The sequence below is a fragment of the Massilia alkalitolerans DSM 17462 genome (assembly GCF_000427785.1).
Taxonomy (GTDB): domain Bacteria; phylum Pseudomonadota; class Gammaproteobacteria; order Burkholderiales; family Burkholderiaceae_D; genus Telluria; species Telluria alkalitolerans.
The window spans coordinates 42,880-60,055 of sequence record NZ_ATYR01000009.1; the positions used below are offsets into that span (position 1 = coordinate 42,880).

13 protein-coding genes are annotated in these 17,176 nt (G+C 67.5%); 5 read left to right on the plus strand and 8 right to left on the minus strand.

All coding sequences use genetic code 11. The features are described from left to right. Nucleotides 1-3: 3 nt before the first annotated feature. From YWC_RS29075 to YWC_RS0111270, 5 genes are all read left to right on the plus strand, one after another. Nucleotides 4-879, plus strand: coding sequence for an aldose 1-epimerase (locus YWC_RS29075; RefSeq protein ID WP_051306393.1), 876 nt, complete (start codon nucleotides 4-6; stop codon nucleotides 877-879). Beyond that, nucleotides 876-3,311, plus strand: a complete 2,436-nt coding sequence (locus YWC_RS33725; RefSeq protein ID WP_084416394.1) for a family 43 glycosylhydrolase — start codon at nucleotides 876-878, stop codon at nucleotides 3,309-3,311. Before YWC_RS29075 ends, YWC_RS33725 begins: the two co-directional genes overlap by 4 nt. Nucleotides 3,312-3,368: 57 nt before the next feature. Beyond that, nucleotides 3,369-3,746, plus strand: coding sequence for a cupin domain-containing protein (locus tag YWC_RS0111260; protein WP_027865462.1), 378 nt, complete (start codon nucleotides 3,369-3,371; stop codon nucleotides 3,744-3,746). Between the two features lie 96 nt (nucleotides 3,747-3,842). After that, nucleotides 3,843-4,277 (plus strand): hypothetical protein, encoded by a 435-nt coding sequence (locus tag YWC_RS0111265; protein WP_027865463.1) that lies wholly within the window; start codon nucleotides 3,843-3,845, stop codon nucleotides 4,275-4,277. 92 nt (nucleotides 4,278-4,369) lie between these two features. Continuing rightward, complete coding sequence (locus YWC_RS0111270) at nucleotides 4,370-4,726, plus strand: translation initiation factor Sui1 (protein ID WP_027865464.1); 357 nt, start codon at nucleotides 4,370-4,372, stop codon at nucleotides 4,724-4,726. 4 nt (nucleotides 4,727-4,730) lie between these two features. On the opposite strand, the gene YWC_RS0111275 is transcribed toward YWC_RS0111270, so the two are convergent. From YWC_RS0111275 to YWC_RS0111310, 8 genes are all read right to left on the minus strand, one after another. After that, nucleotides 4,731-5,525: a YdcF family protein gene (locus YWC_RS0111275; protein ID WP_027865465.1), complete on the minus strand. Its 795-nt coding sequence runs from the start codon at nucleotides 5,523-5,525 to the stop codon at nucleotides 4,731-4,733. Nucleotides 5,526-5,605: 80 nt separating this feature from the next. Beyond that, nucleotides 5,606-7,447 (minus strand): glycoside hydrolase family 28 protein, encoded by a 1,842-nt coding sequence (locus YWC_RS0111280; protein ID WP_027865466.1) that lies wholly within the window; start codon nucleotides 7,445-7,447, stop codon nucleotides 5,606-5,608. Nucleotides 7,448-7,458: 11 nt separating this feature from the next. Then, on the minus strand, nucleotides 7,459-8,595 hold the full coding sequence (locus YWC_RS0111285; protein WP_036214101.1) for a pectate lyase family protein: 1,137 nt from the start codon (nucleotides 8,593-8,595) through the stop codon (nucleotides 7,459-7,461). Nucleotides 8,596-8,665: 70 nt separating this feature from the next. After that, the gene (locus YWC_RS34035; RefSeq protein ID WP_051306394.1) at nucleotides 8,666-11,473 is read right to left on the minus strand and encodes a TonB-dependent receptor plug domain-containing protein; all 2,808 of its coding nucleotides are present in this window, start codon (nucleotides 11,471-11,473) and stop codon (nucleotides 8,666-8,668) included. Nucleotides 11,474-11,859: 386 nt separating this feature from the next. Continuing rightward, on the minus strand, nucleotides 11,860-12,558 hold the full coding sequence (locus YWC_RS0111295; RefSeq protein WP_051306395.1) for a FadR/GntR family transcriptional regulator: 699 nt from the start codon (nucleotides 12,556-12,558) through the stop codon (nucleotides 11,860-11,862). 96 nt (nucleotides 12,559-12,654) lie between these two features. Further along, on the minus strand, nucleotides 12,655-13,077 hold the full coding sequence (locus tag YWC_RS0111300) for a BlaI/MecI/CopY family transcriptional regulator (protein WP_211238961.1): 423 nt from the start codon (nucleotides 13,075-13,077) through the stop codon (nucleotides 12,655-12,657). A 104-nt stretch (nucleotides 13,078-13,181) separates the two neighbouring features. Beyond that, the gene (locus tag YWC_RS31555; RefSeq protein ID WP_051306396.1) at nucleotides 13,182-16,370 is read right to left on the minus strand and encodes a pectinesterase family protein; all 3,189 of its coding nucleotides are present in this window, start codon (nucleotides 16,368-16,370) and stop codon (nucleotides 13,182-13,184) included. Further along, the gene (locus YWC_RS0111310; RefSeq protein WP_027865471.1) at nucleotides 16,367-17,083 is read right to left on the minus strand and encodes a rhamnogalacturonan acetylesterase; all 717 of its coding nucleotides are present in this window, start codon (nucleotides 17,081-17,083) and stop codon (nucleotides 16,367-16,369) included. The genes YWC_RS31555 and YWC_RS0111310 overlap by 4 nt, the downstream gene beginning before the upstream one ends. Between the last annotated feature and the right edge of the window lie 93 nt (nucleotides 17,084-17,176).

Here is a 17,176-nt window from a genome sequence, read left to right on the forward strand (position 1 = left end):
GCCGTGCTGGAACGCCTCACGCTGCGTAACGACCGCCTGCTGGCCGAGATTGTTCCGCAGATCGGTGGCGGCCTGGCGCGGCTGGACTGGCTGGATGGCTACCAGGCGCAGCCCCTGCTGCGCGGCTTGCCGCCGGACGCGACGGACACGCCGCTGCCCGGGCAGCTGGCCTGCTTCCCGCTGCTGCCCTGGTCGAACCGGATGGCGCCCTCGGGCTTTGCCTTCGAAGGCCTGCGCCACGTGCCCGCGCCGAACCGGGCCGGGGAGCCTTGCCCGATCCACGGCGACGGCTGGCAGCAGCCCTGGCGCGTCGCCGCCCACCATGATACCTCCCTGACTTTAAGCCTGGACCGCTGGGACGCGGCGCCCTTCGCCTATACGGCCGAGCTGCACTACATCCTGGACAAGGATGCGCTGGTCGTGGAGCTCAGCGTGCGCAATGCGGGCCGCAGCGCGCTGCCCTTCGGGATCGGCCTGCATCCGTGGATGCCGGATCCCCAGGGCGCCCGGCTGGAAGCCGGCGCCAACAGCGTCTGGATGGCCGGCCCCGACAAGCTGCCGCTGATGCGCCAGGACATTCCGCCCGAGTGGCGCTTCGCCAGCCCCGCGCCTTTGCCGCAGGACGGCGTCGACAATGTATTCGAAGGCTGGCACGGCGCCGCCCGTATCACCTGGCCGCAACGCGGCCTTGCACTGGAGGTACAGGCCGACATGGATTACTTCATCCTCTACGTTCCGCCGGGACGCGATTTCTTCTGCTTCGAGCCGGTGGACCACCCGATCAACGCGCACAACCTGCCTGGCTATCCGGGTCTGACGGTGCTGGCGCCGGGCGCGAGCTTGCGGCGCCGCTGCGTGTTCCGGGGAGCGGCGCTGTGAGGCGAGTTTCTTTCGGCCTGCTGCTGGCACTGACGGTCACTGCGGCCCTCTCCCAGGCGCCGTACAACGCCGATACCACCTACCGCAAGCTGGTGCGCGACTATCCCGACATCCGCATCGCCAGCGCCGAGGCGCCGGCCCCGGTCCAGGTGCGCAAGGACCTCGAGTATGCGCGGCGCGGCGACCTGTCCTTGGGGCTCGACCTCTACCTGCCCGGTCCGGGCGGCAAGCCGGCGCCACTGGTGATCCTGGTCCACGGCGGCGGCTGGGGCACCGGGGAGCGGAGCAACATGGCGCCGCTGGCGGCGCGTCTTGCCGCACGCGGCTACGCGGCCGCCACCGTCAGCTACCGTTTGTCCGGACAGGCGCGCTACCCGGCCGCGATCGAGGACGTGAAGGAAGCGCTGCGCTGGCTGCGCAAGGGCGCGGGCAGCCATGGCATCGACCCGGCCAGGGTTGCGATTGCCGGCGGCTCGGCCGGCGGCCAGATCGCCTCGCTGGTGGGCATGCTCGAGCCGCAAGCCATCCGTGCGGTGGTCAACATCGACGGCCTGTCCGATTTCACCTCGGAGGAAGCGCGCAGGCACGAAGACGACCCGAAGAAGAATCCTTCCGCCGCCGGCGCCTGGTTCGGCGGCCGCTACGCCGAGAAGGAAGCGCTGTGGCGCGAGGCTTCGCCGATCAATCACGTAGGCAAGAACAGCCCGCCCGTGCTCTTCATCACCAGCGGCGTGCCGCGCTTCTCGGTGGGACGCGAGGCGATGGCGGCCAAACTGGCCTCGCACGGCATCCACTCGGATACCGTGGCGCTGGCCGGCACCCCGCATTCGTTCTGGCTGTTCGATCCCTGGGTGTCGCCGACCGTCGACGCCATGGCGGCATTCCTCGAGCGCGTGCTCGGCCCCGTGCCTGCACGCGCGCCGTGGTCGCCCGACCTCGGCGACGGCCGCTACCGCAACCCGATCCTGCATGCCGATTATTCCGACCCGGACGCGATCCGCGTGGGCGACACTTACTACATGGTGTCCTCGAGTTTCGCCAACGCCCCCGGCCTGCCGCTGCTGGTCTCGAAAGACATGGTCAACTGGGAGCTGCAGGGCCATGCGCTGCCCCACTTGGTGCCGGGCGCGCAGTTCGCCGCGCCCCAGCACGGCAAGGGCGTGTGGGCCCCGTCCCTGCGCCACCACGACGGCAAGTTCTGGATCTTCTATCCCGACCCCGACAACGGGATCTACGTCACCACCGCGAAAGACTTCAAGGGTCCCTGGAGCACCCCGCACCTGCTCCTGCCCGGCAAGGGCATCATCGACCCGGCCCCGCTGTGGGACGAGGACGGCAAGGCTTACCTGATCCACGCCTGGGCCAAGAGCCGGGCCGGCTTCAACAACGTGCTCACGCTGCGCAAGATGGACCCAAGCGGCCGCAGCCTGCTCGACAGCGAAGGCAAGGTGGTCATCGACGGCGACAAGCTGCCCGGCTACCGCACGCTGGAAGGACCGAAGCTGTACAAGGCGAACGGTTATTACTACGTGTTCGCACCCGCGGGCGGCGTCGAGCATGGCTGGCAGTCGGTGTTCCGCTCGCGCAGCATCGAGGGCCCCTACGAGTCGCGCATCGTGATGGAGCAGGGCGCGACAAGCATCAACGGACCGCACCAGGGCGCCTGGGTCAGGACGCCGCAGGGCAGCGACTGGTTCTTCCACTTCCAGGACAAGCGCGCCTATGGGCGTGTGGTGCACCTGCAGCCGATGCGCTGGAACGACGGCTGGCCCGTGATCGGCGAGCCGTCAAGCAAGCCGGGCGTGGGCCAGCCGGTGACCGAACATGCCAAGCCGCTTGCCGGCAGCTTTGCGCAGCAGGTGCCGGCAACGAGCGATGAATTCGATGGCAGGGCCCTGGGCCCGCAGTGGCAGTGGGCAGCCAACCCGGATTCGCGCTGGTATGCGCTCGACGCTAGGGCAGGCCAGCTGCGCCTGTTCGCGCAGCCGGAGTTGCCGGTGCGCTCGCTGCCCTCGGTGCTGACCCAGAAGTTCCCGGCGCCCACCTTCGGCGTCACCGCCAAGGTCGACCTGCGGGCGCAGCGCGACGGCGACCAGGTCGGCCTCGGCACGATGGGCCTGGCCAGCCACTGGTTCGGCCTGCGCCGCGTCGCGGGCAAGCCGCGCATGGTGCTGGTGCGCTGCGGGCAGGACAACAAGTGCAGCGAGGAGCTGGGCGCGGAACTGCCGGGCTTCGCGGCCCACCTGCGCATGCACGTAACGGCCGGCGCCCGCGTCGCCTTCTGGTACAGCGCGGACGGCCTGCGCTACACGCAGCTCGGTGCGCCATTCGACGCCACCATGGGCCGCTGGGTCGGGACGCAGGTCGGCCTGTTCGCCACCGGGGCGGCGGGCAGCCACGCGGACGTGGACTACCTGCGCATGACGCCTTGATGCCGCTTTCGGGGTGATAGTATTGCCGGACTTTCGTTCTTGAAGACTGGAGACGTCATGGCCCTCGACCCGCAGCAGACCTATGTCCACCTGGCCGACGATGGCCTGGCGCGCAGCGTGCCAGGCGAGTCTTTCTGGCAGCTGCCGCCAGCTGAACTCGATGCCTTCGGCAAGGGCTGGCTGATCAGCGAATTCTCGTTCACGCAAGATTGGCCGAACTGGGAAATGCATCCGCACGGCGACGAATTCGTGTACCTGCTGGCAGGCAGTGTCGAGCTGCTGCTCGAACGCGACAGTGGGGTAGAGACGATCATGCTCGAGGGCAGCGGCGCCGTCGTGGTGCCGCGCGGTGTCTGGCATACTGCCCGGGTACGCCAGCCGAGCCGCATGCTGCACGTCACACGCGGCGAAGGGACCGAGAGCCGGCCGGCCTGATCGACACGATACTTCCTCTACAATGTGCGCGACCATCATCATCCACTTGTCTTGCATATGAACCCAGCTCGGCACATCTTCTCGACGCTGTTGGCCATGGCGCCACTGTTGGCCATGCCGCCTGCCATGGCCGCGACAGCCCCGAATCCGTCGGCGGACGCCGCGATCCGGGCGCTGGCCGACCAGGCCGTGCGCGAGATCGTGCGCAAGGATATGGCGGCGGTGTACGCCGCCACGTCGCCCAAGCTCAAGGCGGCCTATTCGCGGGAAGTACTGATCGGGGCGCTGGAGACCATGCAGAAGGGTTTCGGGAACATCAAGGAGTACCGTTATCACAACACGGAACACGGCGTGCGTGGGGTGAAGGACGAATGGATCCGTACCGTCAGCTACCGCTACCATGTCAAGACCGACAGGTTCGACGAGGGCACTTACCTCAGGGTCGAGGTGACGAAGGAGCAGGGCCGGTATTACATCGCCGGCTGTGGCATGGAGCGGGTGCTGCTGAGGATCCCAGGTCCGAAGAAGTGACAATCCGCAGCTGTGAAGGCAGGCCGCGGCATCGGCTTGCTTTCGAGCTGCTACACTCGCAGCTCTTTTCCGTATCAATTCTTGAGCAGAACATGAAGAGCAGTTCGAACAGCGGTCTCGTCTATTCCACCGAGAGCGGCCGCATGTGCCCCGCATGCCGCAAGCCCGTCTCGGCTTGCGAGTGCAAGGCCCGGGCCGCGGTCAAGGGCGACGGCGTGGTGCGCGTCTCCTTGCAAACCAAGGGCCGGGGCGGCAAGAGCGTGACCATCGTCAAGGGCCTCGCGCTCGATGCCGCTGAACTGGCCCAGCTGGGCAAGCAGCTGCGCACGGCATGCGGTTCCGGCGGCACCGTGAAGGATGGGGTGATCGAAGTGCAGGGCGAGCACTGCGAGCTGATCATGGAAACGCTCAGGAAGCTCGGGCACCAGCCGAAGCGGGCCGGCGGCTGAGCGCTCAGCGCTCAGGGGCCTGCGCGCCGCCTGCGCGCAGCCGGTACCAGCCCATGCCGATCAGTTCGTACATGGCATACCAGGAGCGGCGCAAGCCCTCAGCACTGGGCACCCAGGCATGGATGCTGCGGGCCTGGCCGGTGAAGAACATGGTCGGTGCGTCGACCACCTCGAGTCCGGCGCGTTCGAACGCGGCGCGGGCGCGCGCCATGTGCATGGCATCGGTCACCAGCAGGACACGCCGGACCTCGTCCGCGCGCAGCAGCGCGGCGCTGTAGGCGGCATTTTCCGCGGTGTCGCGCGAACGTGCTTCGACCCATTGCACCGGCACGCCGAAATCCTCGCGCAAGGCGGTCGCCATCGCATCGGCCAGCGAATAAGCGCGTTCACCGGCGGGCGGCTCCCCGACGGTGCCGCCGCTGACCAGGATGGGCAGCTTCGTGCGCCGCTGCAGGTGGGCCGCGTAGCGCACGCGCGCCAGTGCGAAATAATCGGGGATGTCGCGGCCGCCGTACTCGGGGGCGTTACGCAGCCGTCCGGCCGCGAGCACGACGATCGCCTGGGCGCCGGCGCGTTCCGGCGCGTGCAGGGGCGCGGTCATCCGCTCCAGCGGCCTGACGAACAGCTCGGCCACCTTCGGCATCGACAGCAAGGCCAGTAACGCCAGCCCGGTTCCCGCGAGGCTGCGGCCGATGCGCGGCCAGCGGCGCCATAGCGCCAGGCCGATCAGGATCAGCAGGAACAGGTTGGCGGGGGGAAGAATCAGGCTGCGCGGGATGGCGTTGATCAGGTCGAGCATCGATGTCGGGTCGGGAACGGTGGCGTGGAGGCCCGCCCCCGGAATGCGAGGGCAGGCTGTCAGTCCGACATCCTAGCTCATCAGGCCTGCAGGGTGGTGTTGTAGACCTTGCCCGCGATGGTGACCCTGCTCAGCTTGACGTTGCGGACGTTGTAGATGAACCAGGGCTGGTCCGCGTTCACCGGGGTGCCGAAGTCGCAGTCGGTGATGGTCACGTCGCGGATCGGCAGGATGTCGACCGGCTTGTCGCCGTTGTAGTCGAAGGCGACCGGGCCGAGCAGGAGCAGCGCCTGGTAGCAGGAGCGCGGGCCATCCGCCGTGGCAACGTTGCCGACCCTGACGCCCGAGATGTGGATGTGCTCCACGACCGGCGGGCGGGTGCGCACGTTGTCGGCGTTCGGCGCGTAGTCGCAGTCGAAGGTGATCACGGCGCCGGCTCCGGCGCCCACCGACTTCGGCTTGATCGGTGAGCCCGGGAGCGGGGTATAGAACTGCGGCTTCAGGTTGACCCCGTTCGGCATGGTCACGTTGCGCACGTAGAAGTGGCGCAGGAAGCCGCCGCGGTTCATGTTGGTCTTCAGGCGGATCGCGGTGTTGAGCGGGTCGGTCGCCCAATGCGTGTTGCGGAACTCGATGTCCTGCGCATACACGTGCTGGATCCCGCCCGCCATCTCGCTGCCCAGCGTGACGCCGCCGTGGCCGCTGTTCATGACGCAGTTCTGGATCACCACGTTCTGGGTCGGGCCGAACTGGGTGTCGAGGTTCTTGCCGGCCTTGATCGCGATGCAGTCGTCGCCGCTGTTGAAGGTGCAGCCGTCGACCAGCACGGTGTTGCAGGCTTCCGGGTCGAAGCCGTCGCTGTTCGGTCCCATGCTGTCCATGTGCACGCCGCGGATCTCGACCTTGCTGCAGTTGACCGGGTGGTGCTGCCAGAACGGCGTCTGGTTCAGCTGGTAGCCCTGCATCAGCACATTGGTGCAGCCGATGAATTCGACCATGCAGGGGCGCAGGTAGTGGCCGCGGCCGAACACCCGTTTTGCGGCCGGCACGCCCGCTTCCGACAGGGTCGGCAGGTAGGCTTCGTCGGTGCGCCACTTGTCGTTCTTGCCCTCCATGAGGGCGACCTGGGCGTCGTTCAGATGCGGGGCCACTGCCCGGATCGAGGAGGGATTGAGCGGGTTGACGGCGATCTGCGTGCGCTGCGGGTTGGGCGCCTTTCCTGCCACGCCCTTGCGCTTGCCTTTCCAGTCCCACCAGGTCTCGCCATCGGCGCGCGGCACGCCGCCCTGGCCGTCGAGGATGCTGGTCCAGTCTTCGCCGGTGAGGGCGATGTTGGTCTGGCCGTAGGCGTAGACCATCGGCGAATAGTTCAGGCAGTCGTTGCTCTGCCAGCGCGAGATCACCAGCTTGCCATTGGGGCCGCAGTCATAGTCGCCGTATTTGGCGAAGTCTTCCGGATCGTTGCTGAAGTAGACGTGGGCGCCCTTGGCCAGGTGCACGTTGACGTTGGATTTCAGGACGATCGGTCCCTTCACCAGCCAGTTACCGGCCGGGATCACGACCCGGCCGCCGCCCGCCACGCTGCAGGCGGCGATGGCCGCCGCGATCGCCGCGTAGCAGTCATGGGCGCCCGGCGCCGGCGTGCTGACCTTGCCCTCTTCGTGGTCGGCCACGTAGCCGCTCACCATGACCGCCTCGCAGGGCTTGGCGCCGTAGGCGGTAATGGAAAAATCGCGCTTGGGGAAGACGAGCGGCTTCTTGAACCCGTCGATGATGCTTTGGGCGCGCGCCCAGGGATCGTCTTGTGCCACCTTGGTTCCTCCGCTTGCGGCGAGCGCCGGTCCCACAGCCAGGCCGGCCACCGATGCCGATGCAGCATACAGCAGCGAACGGCGTTGCGGATTGATGTGTCGCGTTGTCATGGTGTTTCCTTTTATTGGCCGGCGCCGGCGTGCGCGCGCACATGGGCGGGCACGGCATCGGCTGGGAGCGGGTTGAAGGGATAGGGTACGGTCCAGGAAGGCGTGCCGGCGCCGCAGGGCGCCAGCGCGGCGCCGTTCAGCAGCGAACCGGTATCCAGGAAGCTGCCGGCATCGGCGCCGGTAGCGAACGGACGCACGGCGTCGGCACAGGAGCGGCTGCCCGCGATCTCGAAGGCGTTCGCATGCGAGACGATGCGCGCCCCTTTCGCCACGCCGACGCTATAACCGTGGCGGTAGACCGGGTGCTTGCGGTCGCCGACGTAGTAATTGTTGAAGAGGTGGACCTGGCCGAAGCGCACGCGCGGCGAGCGGCTGGCGACGTGCTCGAACAGGTTGTTGCTGATCGTGACGCGCAGGCGCCCGGCGTCGTCCAGCGCCTTGTCGCTGGCGCCGATCAGCATGTTCTTGGCGTGCAGCGCGAAATGGTTGTACGAAACCGTCACGTAGTCGCTGCCCTCGCGGATGTCGAGCGAGCCGTCGTGGCACTGCTTGACCTTGCCGTGTTCGACCGGCAGCGTGTCGTCCGTGACCGGGGCATCGGTGAAGCTGTTGCGGTCGACCCAGACGTGGTGCGAGGCGATGATCGAAATGCCGTCGAAGTCGGCATTCCAGCCGCCCTCATCGCCATCCTGCGGGTCCCATTCGGGTGCGACGTCGCAGGGGTTGCGCAGCCTGAGCTTGCGGATGACGACCTGCGAGACCTTCGACACCTTCAGGTGCGCGTTGATGAAGCCCGCGTCCGGGCTTGTGCCGACCAGCGTGGTATGGGCGGGCAGCGCCACCAGGCCGCGCTTGGCCTGGTCGGCCTTGCTCGCATAGGGACGGCCTTCGCCCATGTCGATGAGGCCGGCCACCTGCACGATGCGGCTGCCCTGGATGCCCTTTCCCAGCGCCTGGCGCAGTTGCGCGGCATCGGTGACGGTGAAGACGTTGGCGGCCGGGGCATCGGCGCCGCCGCGGGTGCCGCCGGCCTGGGCGGCCCAGCCGTCGGGTGGCGCCGCCTGGCGAATGGAGAAATCGGGAGAAGCCGCGAGCGCGTGGCTTGCAAGTGCGCCCGACAAGATCAGGGCGAAGGGAAGGTGCTTCATCGGGGAAGAGAATATGCGCAGGGCGGACGGGTCAAGCGTCCGCCCTGCGTTGGTCACGATCTGAAGACGCTTAGAACGTGTAGTCCGCGCGCAGCGTGAAGGCGCGCCCGATCGGCTTGGCGATGTTCTGCGCAAACACGACACGCGAGGACAGGCGCTGGTTCGACAGTGGCGGCTCTTCGTCGAACAGGTTGTTCACGCCGGCGCCGATCTTGAGCTGCTTGTTCACCTTCCAGCTGGTCGACAGGTTGTACACGCGGTACGGTGCGATCACGTTGTAGAACGGCTGGCCCGGCTGCTGGGTCGGCAGCGCGTTGGTGTCCTCGTAGCTCGACGTGTACTGCTGCGTCAGCTGGGCGAAGAACGGACCATAGTTCCAGTTCACGCGCGCCTGGCTCTTCCACTTGAAGATGTAGGTGTTGGCCGAAGTCGAACCGGTGGACAGGGCGCCGATCCGGCCGACGCTGTCGACCCATGGGCTGCCGACGTCGTTCTGGCCTTCGTACTTGTCGGTATAGGTGCCGTCCATCGAGAAGCCGAAGCGGCCCCAGTTCTTGGTCGGGTACGAGTAGTTCAGGCTCAGGTCGATGCCCTGGGTCTTCAGGCCACCCATGTTCAGGCGCGTCTTCGTGATATACGCAAGCGTGCCGTCCGGGTTACGCACGAACAGGTCCTGGTAGCGCGCCAGGTTGTCGAAGATCGAATCTTCGTTGATCTGCGCGATCGTCCCCTTCATGTCGATCTTCCAGAAGTCGACGGTAGCGACGAAGTTCTTGACCGGTTCGATCACGAAGCCGATGGTGTAAGTCTTCGACTTCTCCGGCTGCAGGTCCGGGTTGGCGCCGGTGAGCGTGGTCAGGCGCGTATTGCAGACGCGCTCTGCGTCCAGGCCCAGGCCGGCATAGCGCGGATCGGTGGTCAGGGTGCCGGAGCCGGCCACGTTCGGCGTGGCGCTCGGGCACAGCAGCGGATCGTCCCAGCTCGAGGTCGACGGCGTCAGCGTGCGCGGCACACCGTACAGCTCGGGCAGGGTCGGCGCGCGGAAGCCGGTGCTGACCGTGCCGCGTACCATCAGCTGTTTCATCGGCTGGTAGCGGAAGCTGGCCTTCGGATTCCAGGTCGAACCGAAGTCGCTGAAATGGTCGCCGCGCACGGCGAAGTTCAGGTTCAGCTCCTTCGTGACCGGCGCATCGAGTTCGGCATACAGGCCGGCGACGCGGCGCGCGCCGCTCGGGTTGTTGCCCGGCGAGCCCGAAACGCGCCACACCACCTCGTCGGCGATCATGCGCGCATCTTCCTCGTAGGTTTCACGGTGCCAGTCGCCGCCCACGGCCAGGCCCAGGGAGCCGCCCGGCAGGTCCATCAGGGTGCGGCTCAGGTTGAAGTCGAGGCCATAGTGGCGCACGTCGGCCACGCGGAAGTCCTCGCCGTCGGCCGAGATGCTGTCGAGATAGGCACGGCCGGCGGCATCCTGGGCGCCGAACGGGTTCAGGATGCCGTTGGCGACGCCGGCGTACACGCCCGGCGTGCGCACGAAGTTTTCCTTGAAGCCGGTGTCGCGGTGGCTGTAGCCGTAGGAGCCGCCAACGCGGTAGTCCCAGCCCTTGATCTGGCCTTCGTCGGCAACCACCAAACGGGCATTCTTTTGCACGTCGTGCAGCTTGGCTGCGCCCAGCTCGTCCAGGCTCCAGGTCAGCGCCAGGTCTTCGCCGTTCAGGCCGGCCACGGCCGGCACGCCGCCGCTGCCGCCCGGGTACCACTTGCTGGCCTTGGTGATCATCAGGGGCTTGCGCGAAGCGGTCCGGACGTCGTAGTTGGTGTTCGCGCCGAAGGGCTGCGGCGGGCTGATGGCGTCGATGTAGGAGCGCGACAGGTTCAGTTCCACCGTCAGCACGCCGCCGTCGCCATGCGCCAGGCTACCCTTGGTGAACAGGGTGACCTGCTGGTTTTCCGGCAGCAGCTGCGGGTAGATGGTCGGGTCGGTGATGCAGGTCTTGCCGCCGTTGGCATTGGTGCGGGTCGACGGCACCGTGGTCTGCGGCAGGCCCGGCGCCACGCAGCCGGAGGCGAAATACGGGTTGCCGGTGATGTTGGCCGACTTGCCGTTGCGGTAGATCGTGTAGTTCGCAGGCGATGCCGAGCCGCCCGAGGTGTTCGAGGTGAACGGGTTGCCGCCGAGGGCAGCCAGCTTGACCGGATCCCAGATGTTCGGGCGGTCCTTCTGCATCAGCGACTCGCGGCGCTGGGCGCTGAAGGCGGTGTAGACGTTCCAGCCGTCGGTGGCCATGTCGCCCTTGCCGGCGACGAGGGTCACGCGCTTCTGGTCGCCGCCGCCGGATTGTTCCGGCTGCACCGTGCTGGCGTGGACGGTCACGTCCTTGACCGATTTCTTGGTGATGAAGTTGACCACGCCGGCAATCGCGTCGGTGCCGTACAGGGCCGATGCGCCGTCACGCAGCACTTCGACGCGCTCGATGGCCGCCATCGGGATCACGTCGACGTTGACCGAACTGGCGCCCAGCGCCTCGTTGGCCAGGCGGCGGCCGTTCAGCAGCACCAGGGTACGGTTGGTGTTCAGGCCGCGCATGTTGATCATGGTGCCGCCGCCGCCGCCGCCGACCGGTTCGTTGGTCGCCGCGACGGTCAGGGCCACGGCGACTTCCGTCATCGTGGTCAGGCCCTGGTTGGTCAGTTCTTCGGCCTTGTAGGTGGTCAGCGGAAGGGCATTCTCGGTGGCGAGGCGCTTGATCGAGGAACCGGTCACTTCGACGCGCTGCATCGGCGCTTCCTGCGCGATGGCGGTGTTGGTCAGGGTCAGGACTGCGGCAGTGATTGCCGACAGAAGGAAGCGTGGTTCGGTGATACGAGTTTGTTTCACTTGAAGTCTCCTGCTCAAATCAGAATTGCGTCCGGGTGTGTCCCTGGATCGCGCGAAGGGATACGCCAGGTATCCGCGCGGTGGTGACGAGGTCACTGCCGTCCAATGCACAGCGCTGTGGTCCGCGGCAGGCCATCCTCGTGCGACGGCGGAAGGGATCAGCAGATGATTAATTGGTCTGTAGCGGATTCTACTTTGGTCTGACCGCTTTCGCAATCTGGACGAACCACTTATTTTCTGGTCTGTTCGTAAATACGAGGCGGCTGGGCCAATTATTTAAACAGCAATATTCTCTCGCAACAGGAAGGCGACCTGGAAACGCAGGGAGGGGAGCGAGCGGCGAGACGGGTGGGCAGCCGGGCCGATGGCCCGGCCCGAACAAGGAATCAGCCGCGCGAGAAAGTGCGGGTCACGCGGTCGAGGTGGGCGCGCATGGCGGTGCGGGCACCGGCCACGTCGTGCGAGGCGATGGCGGCGAAGATGTTGCGGTGGTCGATCAGGGTCTGCTGGCGCAGTTCTTCGGTCTGGAAGTGTTCCTTCAGCTTGTGCCAGAGCGAGCCGCGCTGGCTCCACAGGTATTCGATCACTCCGACCATCGCGCTGTTGCCGGTGGCGCGCGCGATCGCCAGGTGGAAGTTGCGGTCGGCCGATTCGTTTCCGCTGCGGTCTTCGTGGTGCTGCTCCATCTCTTCCACCGCGCGCAGGATGGCGTCGATGGCCGAATCGCTGGCGTGCTTCGCGGCCAGCGCCGCGACTTCGACCTCGATCAGGCGGCGCGCGGCCAGCACTTCGAACGGCCCGGGGCCGGCGGTCGGCACCTCGGCCTGGGGCTGGGCCTGTTCGCTGACGTAGACCCCCGAGCCGCCGCGCACTTCGACCGTGCCGCCCAGTTCCAGCGCGATCAGGGCTTCGCGCAGCGAGGTGCGGCTGACCCCGAGCTTGGTGGCCAGCTCGCGTTCGGCCGGCAAGCGCTCGCCCGGGCGGATGTTTTCGGCGCGGATCAGTTCCTCGATCTTGGCCGAGACCACCCGGTACAGCCGTGGCTCGTTGACGCTGTTGTCGTTCAGCGCAGCGGATTTCTTCATCGATGGGTCCGTCGTTTGTAAATATGGTGGCCGATGCCAAACCAGCGATCTTAGTTTGGTGCGGGTATTGTTGCAAGTGGACCAACCAATTATAAGTCAACAGTGTGGCATTGCCGCTTGCGACTGTGCTTTTCGGTCATTATCCAGGCTGTCGAGCAGCTCCCGCAATTCCAGGATGTCTGCGGACGACAGCTTGCCCTGTTTGCCAAACTGCGCAACGAGCAGCGCGATGCGCCCGCCGAACAGGCGCTGCACCAGGCTTTCGCTCTCGCGCGCCAGCCAGGCCTCGCGCGGCAGCACCGCGTGGTAGAGGAAGCGGCGGCCATCCTTCTGGGCCGCGATCGCCCCCTTCTTGAGCAGGCGGTTGAGCAGGGTCTTGACGGTGGCGGTCTGCCAGTGCTGGCTTTCCGATAGCGCGACGACCACCTGTTCGGCCACCACCGGGCCGGGCGCGCGCCACAGCACTTCCATGACGTGCGACTCGGCGTCGCTGATATTGATGGGGGAAGGATTCGACATGACAGCACCATTTACAGTTGTAATCTTCATTTAGGATTACATCTGTAAACGGGGCTGTCAAGCGCTGCGCGCGCCTTGATGCGGCCGGGATGGCCGCTATTTCCTCAAGGCTGGGGATTCCAGCCGCGGCCCGCGAACACCGCGGCGCGAGTCGACAGGCGCTCGGCCTGCGCCCGGTCCATCTGGTAGCCGCCGTAGCTACGCGGCTGTCCGTCTTCCGAACGGTTGCCGTATTCGCGCCAGCCGCCCTCCAGGGGATTCGGCAGCGGCTTGCGGTACCAGGCATCCGCGGCGATGTGCGGGCCGACGCTGCATTCGATGAAAGCGACGTTGTCCCAGGTGTTGGCGGTGCCCGGCGAGCGCGCGAAGTACGTTGCGCCGTCGGGCGGCAGGTTGCCCGCCGGGCCGGGGCCGCGCGTCAGGCGCGAACGCAGGAACACGAAGCCGGGGTCGTCCTTGCCCACGGTGCGCGCCTGCACGATGTAGCCGCCGCTTTGCGGGTTGGCGCTGTCGCCGACGGTGCGCAGTTCGCTCTCTTCGAACAGGGCGGCGCGGTTGTTCCCCCAGACGAAATCGACGTTGCCTTCGATCAGCGAGCGGTAGAACCAGGCGTAGCCACGCAATTGCAGTGTGTCCTGCTCGCTGACGAAGTGCGCATTGCGTGCGATCAGGCGGCCTTGTTCGCTGAAGAAGTAGATGGTCTCGGCCTGGGCTGAGTGACCGTCGCTGCGGCGCGTGCTGTTGTGCAGGGCGATGTCGCGCAGTTCCAGCATGTCGGCGTCCTGTGCCAGGAACAGGGCGCGGCCGCCCGTCACACCAGCGGAGCCGGCCGGTTGTCCGGTACCCGAACCGGGGTTGCGGGTGTCGCTGTTGGCAGCGCGGATGATGGTCGCATCGACGCTCTGCCCGCGCAGCATGACATTGTCCTTGTCGACCAGGTAGAGCAGTTCCGGATAGACCCCGTCGCGTACGTTCACGGTAAGCGCCTGCTCGCGCGGCAGCGACATGGCGTAGTCGAGCGCTCCCTGCACGGTGCGGAAGTCGGCGCGGCCGTCGTCGTCGACGGTCACGCTGTCGCCCACGGGCTCGAAGGGCGTGGTGCGGAAGGACCAGCGCGCACCCTCGAAGCCGTTCACGCGGACCAGGCGCGCGTCGACCACGGCCTCGTACTCGAGGCCGCGCTCCAGCGTCACCGGCATGCGCACGTACAGCTCCTTGCCGAGCACCCGGATCGGATGCTGGCGCACCAGGCGCTGGCGCGCGGCCGGTCCCATCGCGATCACGGTCTCTCCGGGGCGGATGACCGCAACCAGGGTGTTGTCACGCTTGCGGTAGATGCGCACGCTGCCTTCGCCGGTGAGCACCGGTTCGTCGGCAAAGACGAGGCGCAGCGGCGTGTCGGGCGGCACCCCGCGCTCGCCCCTGGCCGGATGGGCGGTGGCGGAAGCGGGCAGGGCAGCTGCGGCCGGCGTGGCGAAGGGCGCGCCTACCTCGACCGTGAATACGGCCTGCGCCCATGGGTCGTCCAGGCTGCGTACCGTCACCGTGGTGCGGCCCTCCGCCAGCGGGGCCAGGCGCAGGGCGCCGCTCTCAGCTTCCGCGCCGGCAATGCGCGGATCGGCGGAGACTGCGGCGATGCGCGCGGCGCCGCCGACCCGGACGGTCTCGGGCGTGTCGCCGGCCTGCAGCCCGATGCGGTCGGCGCCGACGTGCACGGTCACGCGTTCGGGCGGCGTGCCGGCAGGGCCGCCGCGCAGGTCGAGCAGCGCATTCGCACCGGCATCCCAGCTGATCGGCTGGATGGCAGCGAAAGGTGGCGCCACCAGCCAGGTGGCGCGGTCGCCGTCCACCGAGACGTTCAGCACGTTATCCTGCGGTCCCGGTTCGGCCGCATAGCGCAGCACTACCGGCGTGCCCGGCAGCGAGGCATTGCGGCGCACCTGCTTGATGCGCTTGAGCTCGCCGCCGCGCGACTCCAGCAGCTCCACCACCCAGACCTTGCGGTCGTCGCTGAGCCGCAGGCTGGCGCCCTGCCAGTCTCCGTTGGCGTCCTGGCGGGCGCGCAGCAGGAAGGGACTGCCTGCCACCGGGACGAAGCGTGCCTCGGCATAGCCGTCCGCACCCTCTTGCAGGAGACGTGGGCCGGCATGCTCGTGCACGTGGCGCGCCACCTCGTTCGCGGGCAGCGCCGTATAGCGGTAGGGCACGCGCCAGCCGGCGTTGCCGCCGTAGGCGCAATCCGCGAGAGGCCTGCCGTTCAGCAGCGAACCGCTGTCGGCAAAGATGCCGGGGCTGGAGGCCGGGTCGCGCACGATCTGCTTGCAGCTCGTGGCGCCGGCGACGTCGAAGGCATTGGCATCCGAGATGATGCGCGCCGCGTGGGCGGCGCCGACACTGTAGCCGTGGCGGTACACCGGGCGCTGGCGGTCGCCGACGTAGTAGTTGTTCAGCATGTGCACCTGGCCGTAGCGCACGCGCGGCGAGCGTTCGGCCACGTGCTCGAACAGGTTGCCTTTCAGGGTCACGCGCAACTTGCCGGCTTCGCCGGTGGCAGCGTCGCTCGCGCCGATCAGCATGTTCTTTTCGTGCTCGGCGAAGTGGTTGTAGGTCACGCTGACGTAGTCGGAACCACGCGTGATGTCGACTGCGCCGTCGTGGCACTGCATGATCTTGCCGTTCGCGACTGCTTGCCTGTCGTCCGTCTGTGGCGCGTCGGTGAAGCTGTTATGGTCGATCCAGACGTGGTGCGAGCCGGAGACGGTAATACCGTCGAACTCGGAATTCCAGTTGCCCTTGCTGCCGTCGTGCGGATCCCAGACCGGGCCGACGTCGCAGGGGTTGCGGATGGCGAGGTTGCGGATGACGACCTGTTCGACGTTCGCGACGACCAGGCTGCCGTGGACAAAGCCGGCGCCTGGCGCCACCCCGATCAGGGTGGTGTTCGACGGGATGCGCACGATGCCGCGCTGCGCCTGGTCCTTTGTATCGCGGAACGGACGTCCCTTGCTCATGTCGATGCTCGCCGCCACGCGCACGATGCGCGCCGGCGCTGTTGCGCTCAGGGCCGCCAGCAGCTGGGCGCGGTCGCGCACGGTGTAGACGTGGGCGGGGCTCGCCAGGGCGCCGCCGCGGGTGCCGCCGTCTTGTGCCGCCCAGCCGTCGAAGGGCGCATGCTGGCGCTCGGCCGTGGGGACCGGCACGGCCGCGGTGGCGGGACGGAACGGAGGAGGCGTGACCGGCGCTGCCGCGGCACCGGCCGCCGCCAGGGCGATCAGGGTGAACGGCGCCTTCACTGCGCGCCCCGCATGGATGCGGACAGCGCCGGCACCTTGCGCACCAGCTCCCTGGCCATGATGCCGGAGAAGCGTTCCGCGCCGAGCGGGCCGAGGTGGGTGTGGTCGAAGTTGGCGCCGCTACGTGCCAGCTTGTCCGCTTCCTGCGATCCCATCTCCTGCACGGCGGCCAGCGACAGCGCGTTCAGGTCGACCAGCGGCGTGTGCGTGGCGCGCGCGATCTTGCGCACGGTGGCGGCCCAGGGCGCCAGGTCATTGTGCACGTAGCCGTCCTTGAAGATGCGGCGCGTCAGGGGTGTCACCAGCACCGGTTCGCCGCCGAGCGAGCGGGCTTCTTCCACGTAGCGCTGCATGTTGGCGGGGAATTCGGTGACGTAGTCGGTGGAGCGTCCCGGCTTGCCCGGCTGGTCGTTATGGCCGAACTGGATCAGCACATAGGTCTTGCGGAAGCCCGCGCCCTTGCGCAGCAGTTCCATGACCTCGTCCCAGCGTTTCTCGGCCCGGAAGCTGCCCGAGCTGCGGCCGCCGCGCGCCAGGTTGTGGCAGGCCGTCTCCGGCGTCAGGCGCGCGCACAGGGCGTCGCCGTAGCCGGTGGTACTGGCCATGGTGGAGTCGCCGACCAGGATCACACGGTCGGGCAGGGCGGCGGCGTTGGCGCAGGTGGCGAACAGCAGGGGAAGCAGGCAGGCGAGGGAACGGGCAGGACGTAACATGGGGCGGACTCCTAAAGGTTCGCCAGATTCTATTTTGGCCTGACCAATTTATCAAGCGGTCAGGCCGGGTTGCGGAGCCTGCCCGTTGTGGCG